This is a genomic window from Pseudomonas sp. 910_21, assembly GCF_052850735.1.
The window spans coordinates 741744-759671 of sequence record NZ_VXCY01000001.1 but is presented as its reverse complement, the minus strand read 5'-3'; the positions used below and the strand labels follow the sequence as shown (position 1 = coordinate 759671).

Genomic DNA, 17928 nt, shown 5'->3' with positions numbered 1-17928 from the left:
ATGGCGATCCGAGTGCAATCCGCGGCCTTCGATCCGGGAGCTGAAGTCAACGCCATGCACGCCGCCGATACCGGGGTTGGCGCAGTGGTGAGCTTTGTCGGTTACGTGCGCGACTTCAATGACGGCCAGGATGTCCACGGCATGTTCCTCGAGCATTATCCGGGCATGACCGAAAAGGCCCTGGCCAAGATCGCCGCCGAAGCTCAGCAGCGCTGGCCGCTGTTGCAGTTGGAGGTGCTGCACCGCATCGGTGCCCTGGAGCCGGGCGAGCCCATCGTCTTCGTCGGCGCGGCCAGTGCCCATCGCCAGGCGGCTTTTGATGCCTGTGCCTTTGTCATGGACTACCTCAAGACCCGTGCACCGTTCTGGAAAAAGGAAAACACCGCCGACGGCCCCCGTTGGGTGGAAGGCCGCGACAGTGATCACGCCGCGGCCGATCGCTGGAAAGAATGATCCCCTGATCCTCGCTGGTGGGGCCTGAGCCGGCCGCCATTCAACCTTCAATCGACTGCGACTGTTCCCGCTAACCGCTGGGGATAAGTCGCTGCGCGCGTCGTTGACGACATGTACGTAAAAGTCCAGTATGGATTAACAAGTACAAATAGAGTCTTTACCGTTTTACCTCTTCCTTCTGTCTTGCCAAACCAACAACAACCCGCGAGAGAACGAACATGAAAAAACTCCCCCTCATCAGTGGCCTGGTCTTGAGCCTGTTGGCGTGCAGCAGCCTGATGGCCGCCGAGAAAACCCTGCGCCTGGGCATCGAGGCGGCGTATCCGCCGTTCGCCTTCAAGACTGCCGACGGCAAGATCGGTGGTTTCGACTACGACATCGGCAACGCCCTGTGCGCGCAGATGCAGGTCAAGTGCGAGTGGATCGAGGGTGAGTTCGACGGCCTGATTCCCTCGCTGAAGGTGAAGAAAATCGATGCCGCGCTGTCCTCCATGACCATTACCGCGGAACGGCGTAAATCGGTGGATTTCACCCACAAGTACTATTTCACTTCATCGCGCCTGGTGATGAAGAAGGGCGCGGTGGTGGACGACCAGTACGCCAGTCTCAAGGGCAAGACCGTGGGTGTGCAGCGCTCCACCACCACCGATCGCTTCGCTACCGAAGTCTTCGAGCCCAAGGGCATCAAGGTGGTGCGCTACAGCAACAACGAAGAGATCTACATGGACCTGGCGGCCGGGCGCCTGGACGCGATCTTCGCCGACACCATTCCTCTTGATGATTTCCTGTCGATGCCACGGGGCGCCGACTACGCCTTTGTCGGTCCTGAGTTGAAAGATCCGAAATACGTCGGCGAGGGCGCCGGAATTGCTGTGCGCAAGGGCAACGGTGAACTGGTGGGCGAGTTGAACAAGGCCATCGATGATATTCGCGCCAATGGTGAATACCAGAAGATCCAGGCCAAGTACTTCAAGTCGGATATTTATGGGGATTGAGAGATTGCGGCGTTCTTGAGGACGCCTTCGCGAGCAAGCTCGCTCCTACAGGTGTTGTGCAATTGCGTGTAGGAGCGAGCTCGCTCGCGAACCTTTATTGTCCCTTCAATTCCTTCAGGTGCTTGTACACCGTCGCCCGGCCCATGTTCAGCACGTTGGCCACATAGTTGGAGGCGCTCTTGCCCTTGAAGGCGCCTTCGGCGTGCAGGGCCAGTACCAGTTCGCGCTTGTGATCGCGGGTCAGCAGGTTCAGCCCCAGCTGGCGCTCGCGCAGCCAGTTGTGCAGGAAGGTGTTGATGCGCTCTTGCCAGTCATCACGAAACAGCGAGTCGGGCTGGGGAATCAGTTTGCTGGGTGAGAGAAACAGGTCCAGCGCGGCCTTGGCATTTTCGAACAGCGAGATATTCAGGTTGATGCACAGCACGGCCATTGGCTGACCGTGGCTGTCGCGCAGCACGCTGCTGAGACTGCGGATCTTCTGGCCGTCCCAGTTGAGCTTTTCATAGGGGCCGATGTTGCGTTCGCTGCTGTCGCCACTGAGCAGGTCTTCCAGGGCCGCATCGTCGCCCACTTCACGCTTGGACAGGTTATTGGCGATGTAGTCGATTTTCTGCGTGCGCAGGTCGTGGAGCACCACCTCGGCATGGGGGAAGAACAGCGTGGCAATGGCGTCGGCAATCGCCCGGAAATTGTCCAGGGCAGGGTCCTTTGCGGGTGAGGTCATGGGTCGTACTCCAGGCGGCTTCAGCGCCCGCCGCTAGCGGGCGCTGGGAGTGTGCCGCAATCGTTCGGGCGCGTCACCCCGAGGGCGGGTTCAACCGAGGCGGGCAGGGGAGAGCATGGCGGACTCCAGGCCGAAGCGGGTCAACTGTTCCGGCAGGGGTTGGCCGCGTACCAGGGCGGCGCTGGCCTGGCCCATGGCCGGAGACGTCTGGATGCCATAGCCGCCTTGTCCGGCGACCCAGAACAGCCCGGGTACCTGTGGATCGAAGCCGGCCAGCAAGTCACCGTCGCTGACGAAACTGCGCAGGCCGGCCCAGGTCCGGGTCGGACGACGAATGCTCAGGGTGGTGGCTTCTTCGATCTGGTAGATGCCCAGGGCAATGTCCAGCTCTTCGGGCTGCACATCATGGGGCTCCACCGGGTCGGCGTTGGCCGGCGAGCCGAGGAACATGCCGGCGTCGGGCTTCATGTAGAAGGATTCGTCCAGGCTCACCAGCATCGGCCAGCGGTGGCTATCGAGCCCTTCCGGGCCGGCGAAGATAAAGGCCGCCCGGCGCTTGGGTTGCAGGCCCAGGGGGCGGGCACCGGCCATGACGCCGATCTGATCGGCCCAGGCCCCGGCAGCGTTGATCAGCACCGGAGCGCTGAAATCCTGGCCGCTGGTTTGGACCTGCCACAGCCCTTGTTCATCACGACGCAGTCCCAGCACTTCATGGTCGGTATAGACCTGGCCCTGATGACGGCGGATGCCCCGCAGGTAGCCCTGATGCAGGGCGTCGGTGTCGATGTCGCTGGCACTGGGGTCGTAGAGGGCGCCATGGACCTTTTCGCGACGCAGGATCGGCAGACGAGCGCAGGCTTCGTCTGCACTGAGCAGTTGCATCTCCGGCACCGTGGCCTTGGCGCTCAGGTACTGGTTGTTCAGTTCGGCCGGATCGCCGGTGAAGTCCACGGTCATTTCCCCTCGTGGCGTCAGCAGCGGGTGGTCGCAGAAACCCTCCGGCGGGTGGTCGAAAAAGTCCCGGCTGGCCAGGGTCAGGGCCCGCACCTGGGCGGTGCCATAGGCGGCGGTGTAGAGCGCGGCAGAGCGGCCGGTGGAGTGATAGGCCGGGTGAGACTCGCGCTCCAGCACGATGACGCGGCCGTGGCGCGACAGCCAGAAACCGGTGGAGGCCCCGGCGATACCGCCGCCGATGATGATGAAGTCTGCCTGGATCATTCAAAGCTCCTGGAAAAGTGCAAGTGACGGGCCCTTAGTGCGGCTGCCGCAGGTGGTACAGGGCATTGGCCAGGGCGATGTCTTCCAGGCCCAGGCCGATGGAGCGGAAGAACACATGGCGTTCGGCACTGGGGCGTTGAGCCTGGTTGCTCAGTAGCTCCGGCAGGTCGCCGAGAATTGCCGCGCTGTCCCAGCCGTGCTGTTCGCCGGCAATCAGCATCTCGCCGGCCGAGCCTGGGGTGGTACGGCGATAGTCACAATAGACCTGCATCTGCTGCAGTGCGGCGGGCGGCACTTCATGGGCCCGTGGTGCATTGGTGCTGATGGAGGTGATCAGCGCCGGCTTGCTGAGGGTGCGTGGGTCGATGACCGGTCCGGCGGACGAGGTGCAGAGCATGATCACGTCCGCATCTTCGACAGCCTCTTCAAGCTGCTGGACGATTTGCAGGCGCGGATCGAGGGCCTTGAGGTGCGCATGCTCTTCGGCGGATTTACTGGCCAGGCTTGGGGAATAGAGACGGATGCTCTGCCATGGGCGCAGGTCTTTCACGTAGTGCAGATGAGCCTGGGCCACGGCGCCGCTGCCGATGATTGCCAGGTGCCGGGACTCGGGCGTAGCCAGTGCCTCGACGGCGACCGCCGTAGTGGCGGCGGTGCGTGCGGTGGTCAGTTCGGCGGCGTCGCACAGCAGCAGGGGCTGGCCGCTGTCCATTGACATCAGCAGGGTCCAGGCGGTGACCAGCGGGCCTTCGGCGCGAACGATGTAGGGCGAGGTCTTGACCCCGTAGACCCGATCTTCAGCCAGCACGCCCAGGTAGTTGATGAAGTCGCCGGCGCCCTGGGGAAATTCCACCAGTTGTTGTGCCGGTTGTACGGCGAGTCCGGCGGCCAGGTCGCGAAACAGTTTGCGCAGGGTCTGCGGGACGTCGATTTGCGCGAGCAATTGGCGGGCTTCGGTTTGGGCAATCAGGTAGGGCGTGCTGGGCATGTAGGCGTTCCCAAAGAATTAAACTTATTTGTCCATTATGGACTTTTGGTTTCTTCGGGCAATATCCAGGCAAAAAAAAACGCAGCCTGTGGTCGGGCTGCGTTTTTCAGATGGGCTAGGCGCTCTGGGAGCGCCGGTTATCAGGCTTGCGGGCGTTTGCGTTCCACCGGGCGCAGCAGTTCTGCGGGCGGCATCTCGCAGCTGATCTTGCGCCCCAGCAGGGCTTCGATTGATGGCAGCTGGTAGGAGTCGTCCTCACCGGCGAAGCTGATGGACACGCCGTCGGCCCCGGCACGACCGGTACGGCCGATGCGGTGCACGTAGTCGTCCGGCACTTCCGGCAGGGTGAAGTTGATCACGTGGCTGATGCCGTCGATGTGAATGCCGCGACCGGCCACGTCGGTGGCTACCAGGACCCGGATCTTGCCTTCGCGGAAGCCTTCCAGGGTTTTGATCCGCTTGTGCTGCGGTACGTCGCCGGACAGCTGGGCGGCGTTCACGCCGTCGCGAACCAGGCGTTCTTCGATGCGCCGCACTTCATCCTTGCGGTTGGCGAAGACCATGACCCGCTCCCAGCCGTTGTCGGTGACCAGGTTGTACAGCAGCTTGTACTTGTCGGCCCCGGCGACCGCATAAATGTGCTGTTCGACGTTTTCGCTGGCGACATTTTCGGACTCGATCTCGACGATGGACGGGTCGGTGGTCCACTGCTTGGCCAGGTTCATCACGTCTTCGGTGAAGGTGGCGGAGAACAGCAGGGTCTGACGTTCGCTCTTGGGCGGGGTCTGACGAATGATCTGACGCACTTGCGGGATGAAGCCCATGTCGAGCATGCGGTCGGCTTCGTCCAGCACCATCACTTCGACCATGTCCAGGTGCACGTCACCGCGCTGGTTGAAGTCCAGCAGGCGGCCCGGGGTGGCCACCAGGATGTCGCAGTGGCGAGCTTCCAGGTGCTTGAGCTGCTTGTCGAAATCCATGCCGCCGACGAAGGTCATGACGTTGAGGCCGGTGTATTTGGTCAGGGCCGCGGCGTCCTTGGCGATCTGCACCACCAGTTCCCGGGTCGGGGCAATGATCAGCGCCCGTGGTTCGCCCATGTAGCGTTCTTTCGGCGGCGGGGTCTGCAGCAACTGGGTGATGATCGAGATCAGGAACGCAGCGGTCTTGCCGGTGCCGGTCTGGGCCCGGCCGATGGCGTCTTTGCCCGCCAGGGTAAAGCCCAGTACCTGGGCCTGGATCGGTGTGCAGTAGGGAAAGCCCAGGTCCTGGATGGCGTGCATCAGTTCCGGAGCGAGCTTGAAGTCGTGGAAACGGGTCTTGCCTTCCTGGGGTTCCACCACGAAATCTTCGAGTTTCCAGGTGCTGACCGCTGGTTTTGGCGGCCGCGGGCGGCGCGGTTGCTCAGGTTTGGGTTGCTCGGCCTTGGGCTTCTCTTGGCGCGGCGCTGTGGGAGCGGAAGGGGCGGCCGGTGTGTTCACCGGTTCTTTTTTAGTTGCGGTAGCAGGTGCGCTCCGTTCCGGCTGACGGCCGTCATTACGGCTGCTGGAACTGGGGGAAGGGGCACTGGGGCTTGGCGCGAGCGGCTCAGCCTCGCTTTTACCGAAGATTTTCTTGAGTGCTTTGAGCACGGTCATCTCATCAATTGGTTAAGGAATGTACGCCGGCCAGTGTAATGCAAGAAACGGGCGCGGCGTAGTCTGTTGCTCGTGGTCCAGGTGCGAGGCGTTTGTTCTAGCGCAAACGCTCGCTCAGCCAGGTGCCGATATCGCGGATTTCCTCCGGTAACACCTCGTGTCCCATTGGGTATTCCTGCCATGTCACGGTGACACCATGCTGTTTCAGGTACTCATAGGCGGTGCGGCCCATGGCGTTCTGCACCACTTCGTCGTACTGGCCGTGCAGTGACAGCACCGGAATCCGCTGTTGGCTGGCGCAAAGTTGCAGTTCATCGCCAAAGGTCGGTGCGTAGGTGGAGAGGGCAAGTACGCCACCCAAGGGACCCTGCCATTTGAGGAAGGCGGTGTGCAGTACTACGGCGCCACCCTGAGAGAAACCCGCTAGGAAAATGCGCGATGCGTCTATTCCGCTGGTGCGTTGTTCTTCGATCAGTCTGATGACTTCGTCAGATGATTCATCGAGCTGTTCGCGACTGATCGCACGAGCCGGGTTCATGGCCAAAATGTCGTACCAGCTGGGCATGGCGTATCCGCCATTGATGGTCACGGCACGGGTCGGTGCCTGGGGCAGGACGAAGCGGGTGCTCAAGAGTTTTTCCTGCAGCATCTCGGCCACCGGCAGGAAGTCGTAACGGTCCGCTCCCAGGCCATGAAGCCAGATCACACAGGCGTCTGCGGGCTTGCTGGGCTGAAGAATCAAGGGCTCGGTCATGGCTGCTCCATTTGTGTGCGTGCGCGCTGATTGAGTGCGAGGTTAAGGGGCGCGCCCGGTTGATCGGTGAAGAAGATGTCGCACGGTTGAACGTTTTGCTATTGACCACTGGCTGAAACGCTTTAGCCGAAACTGTGGTACGGGCTTTGCTATGGCTCGGAAAGAGGAGCGGATGTGATAGCACGCTCTGCCGGCGGTAACACTAACAGGCTACCGCGGGCGATGGCATACCCAGCTCCTCTGATACAGGTTCGCCTACGGCCGCTACGGGCTCTGTGAACTGCAAAGGGCTACAGCCCGTTCGGCCGATTGGTGAGATGTAGGTCCCCCATTACGTGGATTTCTCCTACTAGACTCATAGCGAAGGTCTTACGCCGCTTGACCCTATAAAAAAGCCGACACGGGTCAACAGCGCCTCATGAGGGTGCGGCAGGACTCAAGCTCCGACACAACAAGAGCAAAACTGGAGGTTTGAATGAAGATGTTGAAATCCACCCTGGCCGTCGTGACGGCGGCCACGGTACTGGCTACAAGCGGTTTCGCACAGGCGGGTGCGACCCTCGATGCAGTACAGAAGAAAGGTTTCGTACAGTGCGGCGTCAGTGATGGTTTGCCGGGATTCTCGGTACCGGACGCTACCGGCAAGATTCTCGGCATCGACGCCGATGTCTGCCGTGCCGTGGCCGCAGCCGTATTCGGCGATGCGACCAAGGTCAAGTTCAGCCAGTTGAACGCCAAGGAGCGCTTCACTGCGCTGCAATCCGGTGAGATCGACGTGCTGTCGCGCAATACCACCTGGACCAGCTCCCGCGATGCGGGCATGGGCCTGATGTTTGCCGGCGTCACTTATTACGACGGCATCGGCTTTCTGGTGAACAACAAGCTGGGTGTGAAAAGTGCCAAGGAGCTGGACGGTGCGACCATCTGTATTCAAGCCGGTACTACCACTGAGCTGAACGTGTCGGACTACTTCCGCGGCAATGGTCTGAAATACACCCCGATCACCTTCGACACTTCCGATGAGAGTGCCAAGTCCCTGGAGTCCGGTCGTTGCGACGTACTGACCTCCGACAAGTCCCAGCTTTACGCACAGCGCAGCAAGCTGGCGACTCCGACCGATTATGTCGTACTGCCGGAAACCATCTCCAAGGAGCCTTTGGGCCCGGTGGTGCGTAAAGGCGACGAAGAGTGGTTCAGCATCGTCAAGTGGACCCTGTTCGCCATGCTTAACGCCGAAGAGGCGGGCGTCACTTCGAAAAACGTCGAAGCTGAAGCCAAGTCCACCAAGAACCCTGATGTAGCACGTCTGCTGGGCGCGGACGGTGAATACGGCAAAGACCTGAAACTGCCGAAGGACTGGGTAGTACAGATCGTCAAGCAAGTAGGTAACTACGGTGAAGTGTTCGAGAAAAACCTCGGCAAGAGCACGCCACTGGCCATCGACCGCGGCCTGAACGCGCTGTGGAACAACGGCGGCATCCAATACGCACCACCTGTGCGCTGATGGTTCTATCACCCGGCGGGCCAACCGCCGGGTGATGTTCTGTTCCATTATTCCTGGGGCACTTCATGCAAAATACAATCGGCGCACCCAAGCAGAGGCTTAGCCTCAGCGACCCGCGTGTGCGCGCCTGGTTATTCCAGATCATCACCATAGTGGCGGTGGTTTCGCTGGGCTGGTTTCTGTTCGACAACACGCAAACCAACCTCCAGCACCGGGGTATTACCTCGGGTTTTGACTTTCTTGAGCGCAGCGCCGGTTTCGGCATCGCTCAACACTTGATTGCCTACACCGAAGCGGACAGCTATGCCCGGGTCTTCGTCATCGGTCTGCTCAATACGCTGCTGGTGACTTTTATCGGGGTGATCCTGGCCACCTTGCTGGGGTTCATCATCGGGGTGGCGCGGCTGTCGCAGAACTGGATCATCAGCAAGCTGGCGACGGTGTATGTGGAAGTGTTCCGCAACATTCCGCCGCTGCTGCAGATCCTGTTCTGGTACTTCGCGGTGTTCCTGACCATGCCGGGGCCGCGCAACAGCCATAACTTCGGCGACACCTTCTTCGTCAGCAGTCGTGGCTTGAACATGCCGGCGGCGCAGATGGCTCCGGGGTTCTGGGCGTTCGTTGCGAGTGTGGCGCTTGCCGTGATCGCCATCGTGCTGATGTGCCGCTGGGCCAACAAGCGCTTTGAGGCCACCGGGGTGCCGTTCCACAAGTTCTGGACCGGCCTGGCGTTGCTGCTGCTGATTCCGGCGTTGTGCACGCTGGTCTTTGGCTCGCCCGTGCATTGGGAGTTGCCGAAGCTGCAGGGCTTCAACTTCGTCGGCGGCTGGGTACTGATCCCCGAACTCTTGGCCCTGACTCTGGCCCTGACCGTCTACACCGCGGCGTTTATCGCCGAGATCGTGCGTTCCGGGATCAAGTCGGTCAGCCATGGCCAGACCGAAGCGGCGCGCTCCCTGGGGCTGCGCAACGGTCCGACCCTGCGCAAGGTGATCATTCCCCAAGCCTTGCGGGTGATCATTCCGCCGTTGACCAGCCAATACCTGAACCTGGCGAAGAACTCGTCCCTGGCGGCGGGTATCGGTTACCCGGAAATGGTTTCGCTGTTCGCCGGTACGGTGCTCAACCAGACCGGTCAGGCCATCGAGGTCATTGCCATCACCATGAGCGTGTACCTGGCAATCAGCATCAGCATTTCCCTGCTGATGAACTGGTACAACAAGCGCATTGCGCTGATCGAGCGGTGAGGAAGCGCCCATGACGACTCATACTTTCAAGCCCGATATGCCGCCGCCCAGCAGCAGTATCGGTGTGCTGGCGTGGATGCGCGCCAACATGTTTTCCAGCTGGCTCAACACCCTGTTGACCCTGTTTGCCTTCTACCTGATCTACCTGGTGGTGCCGCCGATCCTGCATTGGGCGATCCTCGACGCCAACTGGGTCGGCACCAGCCGTGCCGACTGCACCAAGGACGGCGCCTGCTGGGTGTTCATCCAGCAGCGATTCGGCCAGTTCATGTACGGCTACTACCCGGTGGAGCTGCGCTGGCGGGTGGACCTGACCGTGTGGCTGGCAGTGATCGGCGTGGCCCCCTTGTTCATCTCGCGCTTTGCCCGCAAGGCGATCTACGGCCTGTGTTTCCTGGTGTGGTACCCGGTGGTGGCCTACACCCTGTTGCACGGCGGCTACCTGGGTCTGAGCAATGTCGCCACCAGCCAATGGGGCGGCCTGATGCTGACCCTGGTGATCGCCACCGTGGGGATTGCTGGAGCCTTGCCTCTGGGAATCTTGCTGGCGCTGGGACGGCGTTCCAACCTGCCGGCGATCCGCGTGGTCTGCGTGACCTTCATCGAGTTCTGGCGCGGCGTGCCGCTGATCACGGTGCTGTTCATGTCCTCGGTGATGCTGCCGCTGTTCCTGCCCGAGGGCATGAACTTCGACAAGCTGCTGCGAGCGCTGATCGGGGTGATCCTGTTCCAGTCGGCCTATGTGGCCGAGGTGGTGCGTGGTGGTTTGCAGGCCATTCCCAAGGGCCAGTACGAAGCGGCCGCCGCCATGGGCCTGGGTTACTGGCGCGCCATGGGCCTGGTGATTCTGCCTCAGGCCCTGAAGCTGGTGATCCCCGGCATCGTCAACACCTTCATCGCCCTGTTCAAGGACACCAGCCTGGTGATCATCATCGGCCTGTTCGACCTGCTCAACAGCGTCAAGCAAGCCGCCGCCGACCCCAAATGGCTGGGCATGGCCACCGAAGGCTATGTCTTCGCGGCCCTGGTGTTCTGGATTTTCTGTTTTGGTATGTCCCGCTACTCCATGCATCTGGAGCGTAAGTTGGACACAGGCCACAAGCGTTAGGAGTACCTCCATGAGTGAAGCGAGCAAAAAGCCTGTGGGCCCTGAAGGCATTATTCAGATGCAGGGTGTGAACAAGTGGTACGGCCAGTTCCACGTGTTGAAGGACATCAACCTCAACGTCAGGCAGGGCGAGCGCATCGTCCTGTGCGGGCCCTCGGGTTCGGGCAAATCCACCACCATCCGTTGCCTCAATCGCCTGGAAGAACACCAGCAGGGGCGCATTGTGGTGGACGGCGTGGAGCTGACCAACGACCTCAAGCAGATCGAGGCCATTCGCCGGGAAGTGGGCATGGTGTTCCAGCACTTCAACCTGTTCCCGCACCTGACCATTCTGCAGAACTGCACCCTGGCGCCGATGTGGGTGCGCAAGATGCCCAAGCGCAAGGCCGAGGAAATTGCCATGCACTACCTGGAGCGGGTGCGCATTCCGGAGCAGGCCAACAAGTACCCGGGCCAGCTTTCCGGTGGTCAGCAGCAACGGGTGGCGATTGCCCGGGCGCTGTGCATGAAGCCCAAGATCATGCTGTTCGACGAACCCACCTCGGCCCTGGACCCGGAAATGGTCAAGGAGGTGCTGGACACCATGATCGGCCTCGCCGAAGACGGCATGACCATGCTCTGCGTGACCCACGAAATGGGCTTTGCCCGCACCGTGGCCAACCGGGTGATCTTCATGGACAAGGGCGAGATCGTCGAGCAGGCGGCACCGAACGACTTCTTCGACAACCCGCAGAATGATCGCACCAAGCTGTTCCTGAGTCAGATCCTGCATTGATCCTGCTGCAGGACCCGCGCTGAAGATAAACCCGGACTGGCTCCGGGTTTATTTTTGCCCGGCGTTCAACTGCCGGCAGCGCCGAGCTGTTGCTCGGATGAGTCGCGGGAGGCAGAGGGCGCCAGTTGCGGTTCGCTGAGATCCAGTACGTCCTTCATCAACTGCGGGTGGCGATCCAGCAGGCGCATCAGCATGTACAAGGGCTGAGGTGCGCTGACTTCGCCGCGCTCGTAGCGGGAAAAGGCATTGTGCCCGCCGCCCGAAAGTAGCCTGACGGCTTCTTTCTGGGAAAGGTGCAGCTTGCGGCGGATGCGCTTCATGTCTGCAGCGACGATCTGCCGATACTCCTCCAGCAATTGGTCGCCCGCGGCCGCGTAACGTTCTGCGCTCGCTGCGTCGAATTCGATTTCATTGCATTCCTGGCATTCCCAGCCGGCCAGGCCATGGAGGTGACGCAACAGGTGCCGGTAGTCGATGAGCTCGCTGCGTTGCTCGAACGCCAGCATGCCGCTCGGGGCGCCGCAGCTGTAGCACTGTTGTCGTTTCATGTTTCTGCCTCCTTGAAGGAGATCACTGGAGGCCCTATGCCGGGGCGCTGGGTGATCTTGATGTAGAGCGTCCGGTTATCGATGCCGGTGTAATACACGTCCTGCCACATCCGGTGATCGTGATAGGTGGTCATCGATTTGTAGAACATGCTGCCCTGGAGTCCGGCTATCACTCGTTGCATGGCGGCCAGGGACAATCCGAGTTCCTTGCCGCAGAGCAACGCACTTCGAGTGAAGGCTTGTGCCCCTTGCCGAACGACCTGTGCCTTGATCAACGACAGGTCGTAATGAGGTGTTTTCTTTTCCATGAGACACCCTTGAGGCTTGATTGAAACTACCCTTATAGGGTTTTTTGTCAAGGCCTGTTTGAGATGGCGAAAGTGCCTCCTCCAGCCTAAAACGTTGAACTCTCGGAAAAGCCTGAATACCATGTCGGGCAATTCGTCCGATGATTGGATGAAAGAGTGAGTTCAATGAGCGAAATTTCCCCTCTGATCAAACGTTCCCTGGTCGACCAGGCCCTGGAGCAGCTGCGCCTGCGCATCACCAATGGCGCCTGGGCTGTCGGCCAGCGCTTGCCCACCGAACCGGAACTGGCCAGCGAACTGGGCATCAGCCGCAACACCGTGCGCGAAGCCATGCGCGTGCTGGCGTTCTCCGGGCTGATCGAGATCCGCCAGGGCGACGGCAGCTACCTGCGGGCGGTGGCCGATCCCCTGGACATGCTCCAGGCCCTGTCCCAATGCTCCCTGGAACAGGCCCGGGAAACCCGGCAGATCCTTGAAGTGGAGGCGGTTGGCCTTGCGGCCCTGCGTCGCACCGACGAGGACCTGCGCGCCTTGAACGAAGCCTTGCAGGCCAGCGGCGGGCATTTTCATGGCGATCTGGAAAGCTACATCGCCTGCGACCTGGTGTTTCATCAGGGCCTGGTGGATGCCGCACACAATCCGACCCTCAGCCAGCTGTACCGCTATTTCTCCAGTGTGGTGGGCGCCCAGTTGCGCCAGGCCTTGACGGTCACTCCGCGTCGCCAGGACGTCTTCGATCTCCACCAGCACCTGCTGGATGCCATCGAGCAGGGCGACCCCGAGCGGGCCAAGCACCTTTCCCGCCAGTTGATCAACGAATCCTGAATCCGAGACCTATATGTCCAACCACCAGGCCCCCCCGAACACCCCGTCGCCTCCAGAGTTGTTGATTGACGCCGAGGCCGATGACGAAGAAGTCCAGCAGGCTCCGCCACCTTTGCGGCGGCCCTGGCTGTTGCTGCTGGGGCTGATCCTGGTGGCGTTGAACCTGCGTCCGGCGCTGTCGAGCATGGCGCCGTTGCTCAGTGACGTATCCCAGAACCTGGGCCTGTCGGCCGCCAAGGCGGGGTTGCTGACCACCTTGCCGGTGTTGTGTCTGGGGCTGTTTGCTCCTTTGGCGCCGCTGCTGGCCCGGCGTTTCGGCGCCGAACGGGTGGTGCTGGGGATTCTCCTGACCCTGGCCCTGGGCATTGTCCTGCGCAGTTCCCTCGGTGAGTTCGGCGTCTTTGCCGGGAGCATCCTGGCAGGTGCCAGCATCGGCGTGATCGGGGTGCTGCTGCCGGGCATCGTCAAGCGCGACTTCGCCCGGCATGCGGGAACCATGACCGGTGTCTACACCATGGCCCTGTGCCTGGGGGCGGCCATGGCGGCAGGGGCGACAGTGCCCTTGAGCCATCACTTTGATGACAGCTGGGCAATGGGCCTTGGCTTCTGGGTGGTGCCGGCGTTGGTGGCGGCGCTGTTCTGGTTGCCTCAAGTGGGGCAGAAACACGGCGCTCACCATGTCGCCTTCCGTGTCCGCGGGTTGCTGCGTGATCGCCTGGCCTGGCAGGTGACCTTGTACATGGGACTGCAATCGTCCCTGGCCTACATCGTGTTTGGCTGGTTGCCGTCGATCCTGATCGGTCGTGGTCTGACTCCAACCCAGGCCGGACTGGTGCTGTCGGGTTCGGTGATCGTGCAACTGGCCAGCTCCCTGGCGGCGCCCTGGCTGGCGACTCGCGGCAAGGATCAGCGTCTGGCCATTGTGATTGTCATGTTGATGACCTTGGGCGGCCTGTTCGGCTGTCTCTATGCGCCGCTTGACGGCTTGTGGGGCTGGGCCATTCTGCTGGGCCTGGGGCAGGGCGGCACTTTCAGCCTGGCCCTGACCTTGATCGTCCTGCGTTCACGGGATACCCATGTGGCAGCTAACCTGTCGAGCATGGCCCAGGGCATCGGCTACACCCTGGCGTCCATGGGGCCGTTTGCCGTGGGGCTGGTGCATGACTGGACCGGCGGCTGGAACGCCGTGGGCTGGATCTTCGCTGTGCTGGGCAGTGGGGCGATCATTGCCGGGCTGGGCGCCGGCCGTTCGCTGTATGTGCAGGTGCAAAGCGAGAGAATCTGATGGGCGTCACTGTCGGTATTTGCACGGCAAATGCCGATAGTTTTCTCAAGGTGTGCGGATTATTGTGCAGGCATCCCTTTGCCCTTTCGGAGTCCGCCCATGAGTGATGCCCACCGCGCCCTGATCACTGAGTTCTATCAGGCCTTCCAGCGGCTCGATGCCGAGGCCATGAGCGCTTGCTATACCGAGGACGTCGTATTCAGTGATCCGGCCTTCGGCGAATTGCGTGGGCGTGACGCTGGCGACATGTGGCGCATGCTCACTTCCCGGGCCAAGGACTTTTCCCTGACGTTCGATCAGGTGCATGCCGACGAGCGCTCGGGTGGTGCGCACTGGGTCGCCACTTACCTGTTCAGCCAGACCGGCAACACGGTGGTCAACGATATTCAGGCGCGCTTCGTGTTTCGCGATGGCAAGATCTGTGAGCACCACGACCATTTCGACATGTGGCGTTGGGCGCGTCAGGCCCTGGGAGCCAAGGGGCTGCTGCTGGGCTGGACGCCGTTCTTGAAAAATGCCGTTCGCGCCCAGGCCCGCAAAGGCTTGAAGGCTTTCCAGGGCGGCCGTTGAAAACCATCCTCTGCTAAGATCGCGGCTTGTTATCCACAAGCCTCGATGCCCTTTGTGACCAGCCCCGATCCCTCTCCCGTCGTTGAAGCCGCTTCGCCAGTGGCGGACAGCAAACCCTGGTTCGTCTACCTGGTGCGTGCCGCCAATGGGGCCTTGTATTGCGGCATCAGCGATGATCCGCAGCGGCGTTTCGCCAAGCACCAGAGTGGCAAGGGCGCGCGGTTTTTTCTCTCCAGCCCCGCCGTGGCGCTGGTCTATACCGAAGCCTGCCGGGACAAGAGCGAGGCTCTGCGCCAGGAGCGGTTGATCAAGAAACTCAGGAAAAGCGCCAAGGAATGCCTGGTGGCTTCTGCCGGTGCAACCGCATCAATCTGACTGATAGGTTCTCATCAGTTGGATCTGTAGGCCGTCCACGGATTGCGCGCTAAGCTCAGCGTTCTCCCTCTTCCGGCGGAACCCAGCATGTCAGAGTTGATCCTGCACCATTACCCGACTTCTCCATTTGCGGAAAAAGCCCGCCTGCTCCTGGGCTTCAAGGGCCTGTCCTGGCGCTCCGTGAAGATTTCCCCGGTGATGCCCAAGCCTGATCTGACTGCCCTGACCGGTGGCTATCGCAAGACGCCGGTACTGCAGGTCGGTGCTGATATCTATTGCGACACGGCTTTGATCGCCCGGCGTCTGGAGCAGGAAAAGGCCTCGCCGGCGCTGTTCCCTGAAGGCCAGGAAATGATCAGCGCGACCTTCGCCGCCTGGGTCGACTCGGTGGTGTTCCAGCATGCAGTGACTCTGGTGTTCCAGCCCGAATCGGCAGTTGCACGCTTTGGCAAGTTGCCGCCGGAAGCAGTCAAGGCCTTCATGGCCGACCGCGCCGCGTTGTTCAGTGGCGGCAGCGCCAGCCGTCTGCCCCTGGAAGTGGCCAAGCATCAATGGCCAACCATCATGACGCGTCTGGAGCAGCAACTGCAGCGCGAGCCGGGGGACTTCCTGTTTGGCGAACCCTCGATTGCCGATATCGCCCTGGCTCACCCGCTGTGGTTTCTCAAGGGCACGCCGGTGACGGCGCCGCTGGTGGACGCGTATCCGGCGGTGGCCGCCTGGTTGGCGCGGGTGCTGGGCTTTGGTCACGGCTCTTTCACCGAAATGAGCGCCGAAGAGGCGCTTGAGGTGTCACGCAGCGCTACCCCGGCAGCCCTGCCTGATGAGCCGTTTGTCGATCCCAACGGCTTCGCGGCGGGGCAGCAGGTGGTGATTGCCGCCACCGATTATGGTGTTGATCCTGTAGCGGGAGAGTTGCTGTTCGCCGGCACTGAAGAGTTGATCCTGCGTCGCGAAGACTCCCGTGCCGGTGTGGTGCATGTGCACTTCCCGCGGTTGGGTTTCCGTATCCAGGCGCAGTGATCGAGGAGAAGCAGGCTGGTGTAGGAGCTGGCTTGCCAGCGAAGGCGCCCTCAAGATCGGTGCACGATCTGCTGGCCGCGCCGCCCAGCTCCTACTGACGTTGCAGCGCAGCCATGATGGCCTCGGGGTCGTAGGTGCGCAGCAGGGTTCCATTCACATCCAGGATCGGAATCCCGGCACCGCCCAGTTCGGTATAGGCCTTGCGCGCCTCGGCATCTTTCTCGATGTCGAACTCCTGATAGGGAATGCCCTTCTGATCGAGAAAACGCCGGGTGGCCTTGCAGTAGCCGCACCAGTCGGTGGCGTAGAGCACGACCCGGGCCTGGCTACGGATCTCTTCGCTGACCACCGCCGAAGGGTTGAACAGTCGTTCGATCTTGCCCCAGTTCTGATAGACCACCACCACCAGCAGGATCAGCAGGAACTTCTTCAGTACTCCCTGGAGCATCAGTTGCGGCGCTTGAGCTGGTCAGTCAGTTGGGTCGGCAGGCCCTTGATGATCAGGGTTCCGGCTTCTTCGTCGTACTCGATCTTCGAGCCCAGCAGGTGGGCCTCGAAGCTGATGGATAGGCCTTCGGCGCGACCGGTGAAGCGGCGGAACTGGTTGAGGGTGCGCTTGTCTGCGGGAATCTCCGGCGACAGGCCGTAATCCTTGTTGCGGATGTGATCGTAGAACGCCTTGGGACGGTCCTCGTCGATCAGTTCCGAGAGTTCTTCCAGGCCCATGGGTTCGCCGAGTTTGGCCTGGCTGCTGGCGTAGTCCACCAGGGTCTTGGTCTTTTCCCGGGCCGAATCTTCCGGCAGGTCTTCGCTTTCGACGAAGTCGCTGAAGGCCTTGAGCAGGGTACGGGTCTCGCCCGGGCCGTCGACGCCTTCCTGGCAGCCGATGAAGTCGCGGAAGTACTCCGAGACCTTCTTGCCGTTCTTGCCCTTGATAAAGGAGATGTACTGCTTGGACTGCTTGTTGTTCTGCCACTCGGAGATGTTGATCCGCGCGGCGAGGTGCAGTTGGCCCAGATCCAGGTGGCGGGACGGGGTCACGTCCAGCTGGTCGGTCACGGCCACACCTTCGCTGTGGTGCAGCAGGGCGATGGCCAGGTAATCGGTCATGCCTTGTTGGTAATGGGCAAACAGCACGTGCCCACCCACCGACAGGTTGGACTCTTCCATCAGCTTCTGCAGATGCTCCACCGCCACCCGACTGAAAGCGGTGAAGTCCTGGCCGCCGTCCAGGTACTCCTTCAGCCAGCCGCTGAAGGGGAAAGCGCCGGACTCGGGATGGAACAGGCCCCAGGCTTTGCCCTGTTTGGCGTTATAGCTTTCATTGAGATCGGCGAGCATGTTTTCGATGGCCGCGGACTCTGCCAGTTCGGAGTCTCGGGCATGAAGAACTGCGGGGCTGCCGTCGGGTTTTTTGTCGATCAGGTGGACGATGCAATGACGGATCGGCATGGGCTTCTCGGCTGATTGAAGGGGGAGGGCGGGCTCCCCGAAAAAGTGCCCAGTGTACCGCACCCGCTGGTTTTGGCGTGGTTTGCCAGGCGATGAACGGCCTGTGGGTAAGGCTTATGCATTTTTTTACCGATTTAGA

General features: G+C 61.4%; 20 protein-coding genes. 11 read left to right on the top strand and 9 right to left on the bottom strand.

The window, feature by feature from the left end:
* Together moaE and FW796_RS03490 are read left to right on the top strand one after the other, a co-directional pair.
* Nucleotides 1–453 carry a molybdopterin synthase catalytic subunit MoaE gene (gene moaE, locus FW796_RS03495; RefSeq protein ID WP_346633531.1) on the top strand — a complete coding sequence of 151 codons (453 nt, stop codon included), beginning with the start codon at nt 1–3 and terminating at the stop codon, nt 451–453.
* 218 nt (nt 454–671) lie between these two features.
* Nucleotides 672–1448, top strand: a complete 777-nt coding sequence (locus FW796_RS03490; protein ID WP_346633530.1) for an ABC transporter substrate-binding protein — start codon at nt 672–674, stop codon at nt 1446–1448.
* Between the two features lie 94 nt (nt 1449–1542).
* Here the strand turns inward: FW796_RS03490 and FW796_RS03485 are convergent, their stop codons facing one another.
* The 5 genes from FW796_RS03485 to FW796_RS03465 form a co-directional block, all read right to left on the bottom strand.
* Nucleotides 1543–2172 carry a helix-turn-helix transcriptional regulator gene (locus FW796_RS03485; RefSeq protein ID WP_346633529.1) on the bottom strand — a complete coding sequence of 210 codons (630 nt, stop codon included), beginning with the start codon at nt 2170–2172 and terminating at the stop codon, nt 1543–1545.
* Nucleotides 2173–2262: 90 nt separating this feature from the next.
* Nucleotides 2263–3390: an NAD(P)/FAD-dependent oxidoreductase gene (locus FW796_RS03480; protein WP_346633528.1), complete on the bottom strand. Its 1128-nt coding sequence runs from the start codon at nt 3388–3390 to the stop codon at nt 2263–2265.
* A gap of 34 nt (nt 3391–3424) precedes the next feature.
* On the bottom strand, nt 3425–4378 hold the full coding sequence (locus FW796_RS03475; RefSeq protein ID WP_404938286.1) for an ornithine cyclodeaminase family protein: 954 nt from the start codon (nt 4376–4378) through the stop codon (nt 3425–3427).
* A gap of 140 nt (nt 4379–4518) precedes the next feature.
* Nucleotides 4519–6015 (bottom strand): ATP-dependent RNA helicase RhlB, encoded by a 1497-nt coding sequence (gene rhlB, locus FW796_RS03470; RefSeq protein WP_446439018.1) that lies wholly within the window; start codon nt 6013–6015, stop codon nt 4519–4521.
* A gap of 97 nt (nt 6016–6112) precedes the next feature.
* Nucleotides 6113–6769 (bottom strand): alpha/beta hydrolase, encoded by a 657-nt coding sequence (locus FW796_RS03465; RefSeq protein WP_346633525.1) that lies wholly within the window; start codon nt 6767–6769, stop codon nt 6113–6115.
* A 475-nt stretch (nt 6770–7244) separates the two neighbouring features.
* On the opposite strand from FW796_RS03465, the gene FW796_RS03460 reads away from it, so the two are divergent.
* The 4 genes from FW796_RS03460 to FW796_RS03445 all read left to right on the top strand — a co-directional run bounded on the left by FW796_RS03460 (nt 7245) and on the right by FW796_RS03445 (nt 11403).
* Nucleotides 7245–8273, top strand: a complete 1029-nt coding sequence (locus FW796_RS03460) for an amino acid ABC transporter substrate-binding protein (protein WP_041116089.1) — start codon at nt 7245–7247, stop codon at nt 8271–8273.
* 65 nt (nt 8274–8338) lie between these two features.
* Nucleotides 8339–9520, top strand: a complete 1182-nt coding sequence (locus tag FW796_RS03455) for an amino acid ABC transporter permease (protein ID WP_346633524.1) — start codon at nt 8339–8341, stop codon at nt 9518–9520.
* A gap of 10 nt (nt 9521–9530) precedes the next feature.
* A complete protein-coding gene (locus FW796_RS03450; protein WP_346633523.1) occupies nt 9531–10628 on the top strand; it encodes an amino acid ABC transporter permease in 1098 nt (365 codons plus the stop codon).
* Between the two features lie 10 nt (nt 10629–10638).
* Nucleotides 10639–11403, top strand: a complete 765-nt coding sequence (locus FW796_RS03445; protein ID WP_041116093.1) for an amino acid ABC transporter ATP-binding protein — start codon at nt 10639–10641, stop codon at nt 11401–11403.
* 65 nt (nt 11404–11468) lie between these two features.
* Here FW796_RS03445 and FW796_RS03440 read toward each other — a convergent pair whose 3' ends face one another.
* Nucleotides 11469–11951, bottom strand: a complete 483-nt coding sequence (locus FW796_RS03440; protein ID WP_346633522.1) for a type II toxin-antitoxin system MqsA family antitoxin — start codon at nt 11949–11951, stop codon at nt 11469–11471.
* On the bottom strand, nt 11948–12259 hold the full coding sequence (locus FW796_RS03435; protein ID WP_446439017.1) for a type II toxin-antitoxin system MqsR family toxin: 312 nt from the start codon (nt 12257–12259) through the stop codon (nt 11948–11950). Before FW796_RS03435 ends, FW796_RS03440 begins: the two co-directional genes overlap by 4 nt.
* Before the next feature lie 165 nt (nt 12260–12424).
* Here FW796_RS03435 and FW796_RS03430 point away from each other — a divergent pair, with 165 nt between their 5' ends.
* The 5 genes from FW796_RS03430 to FW796_RS03410 all read left to right on the top strand — a co-directional run bounded on the left by FW796_RS03430 (nt 12425) and on the right by FW796_RS03410 (nt 16337).
* Nucleotides 12425–13084 carry a FadR/GntR family transcriptional regulator gene (locus FW796_RS03430; protein WP_446439016.1) on the top strand — a complete coding sequence of 220 codons (660 nt, stop codon included), beginning with the start codon at nt 12425–12427 and terminating at the stop codon, nt 13082–13084.
* Nucleotides 13085–13097: 13 nt separating this feature from the next.
* On the top strand, nt 13098–14369 hold the full coding sequence (locus tag FW796_RS03425; protein WP_346633519.1) for a CynX/NimT family MFS transporter: 1272 nt from the start codon (nt 13098–13100) through the stop codon (nt 14367–14369).
* Between the two features lie 99 nt (nt 14370–14468).
* On the top strand, nt 14469–14939 hold the full coding sequence (locus FW796_RS03420; RefSeq protein WP_346633518.1) for a nuclear transport factor 2 family protein: 471 nt from the start codon (nt 14469–14471) through the stop codon (nt 14937–14939).
* A gap of 45 nt (nt 14940–14984) precedes the next feature.
* Nucleotides 14985–15314 carry a GIY-YIG nuclease family protein gene (locus FW796_RS03415; protein ID WP_346633517.1) on the top strand — a complete coding sequence of 110 codons (330 nt, stop codon included), beginning with the start codon at nt 14985–14987 and terminating at the stop codon, nt 15312–15314.
* 87 nt (nt 15315–15401) lie between these two features.
* A complete protein-coding gene (locus FW796_RS03410) occupies nt 15402–16337 on the top strand; it encodes a glutathione S-transferase family protein (protein WP_446439015.1) in 936 nt (311 codons plus the stop codon).
* 91 nt (nt 16338–16428) lie between these two features.
* Here FW796_RS03410 and FW796_RS03405 read toward each other — a convergent pair whose 3' ends face one another.
* Together FW796_RS03405 and yejK are read right to left on the bottom strand one after the other, a co-directional pair.
* Nucleotides 16429–16785 carry a glutaredoxin family protein gene (locus FW796_RS03405; RefSeq protein WP_346633515.1) on the bottom strand — a complete coding sequence of 119 codons (357 nt, stop codon included), beginning with the start codon at nt 16783–16785 and terminating at the stop codon, nt 16429–16431.
* Nucleotides 16785–17789, bottom strand: coding sequence for a nucleoid-associated protein YejK (yejK, locus tag FW796_RS03400; RefSeq protein WP_011059411.1), 1005 nt, complete (start codon nt 17787–17789; stop codon nt 16785–16787). Before yejK ends, FW796_RS03405 begins: the two co-directional genes overlap by 1 nt.
* Nucleotides 17790–17928: the final 139 nt, after the last annotated feature.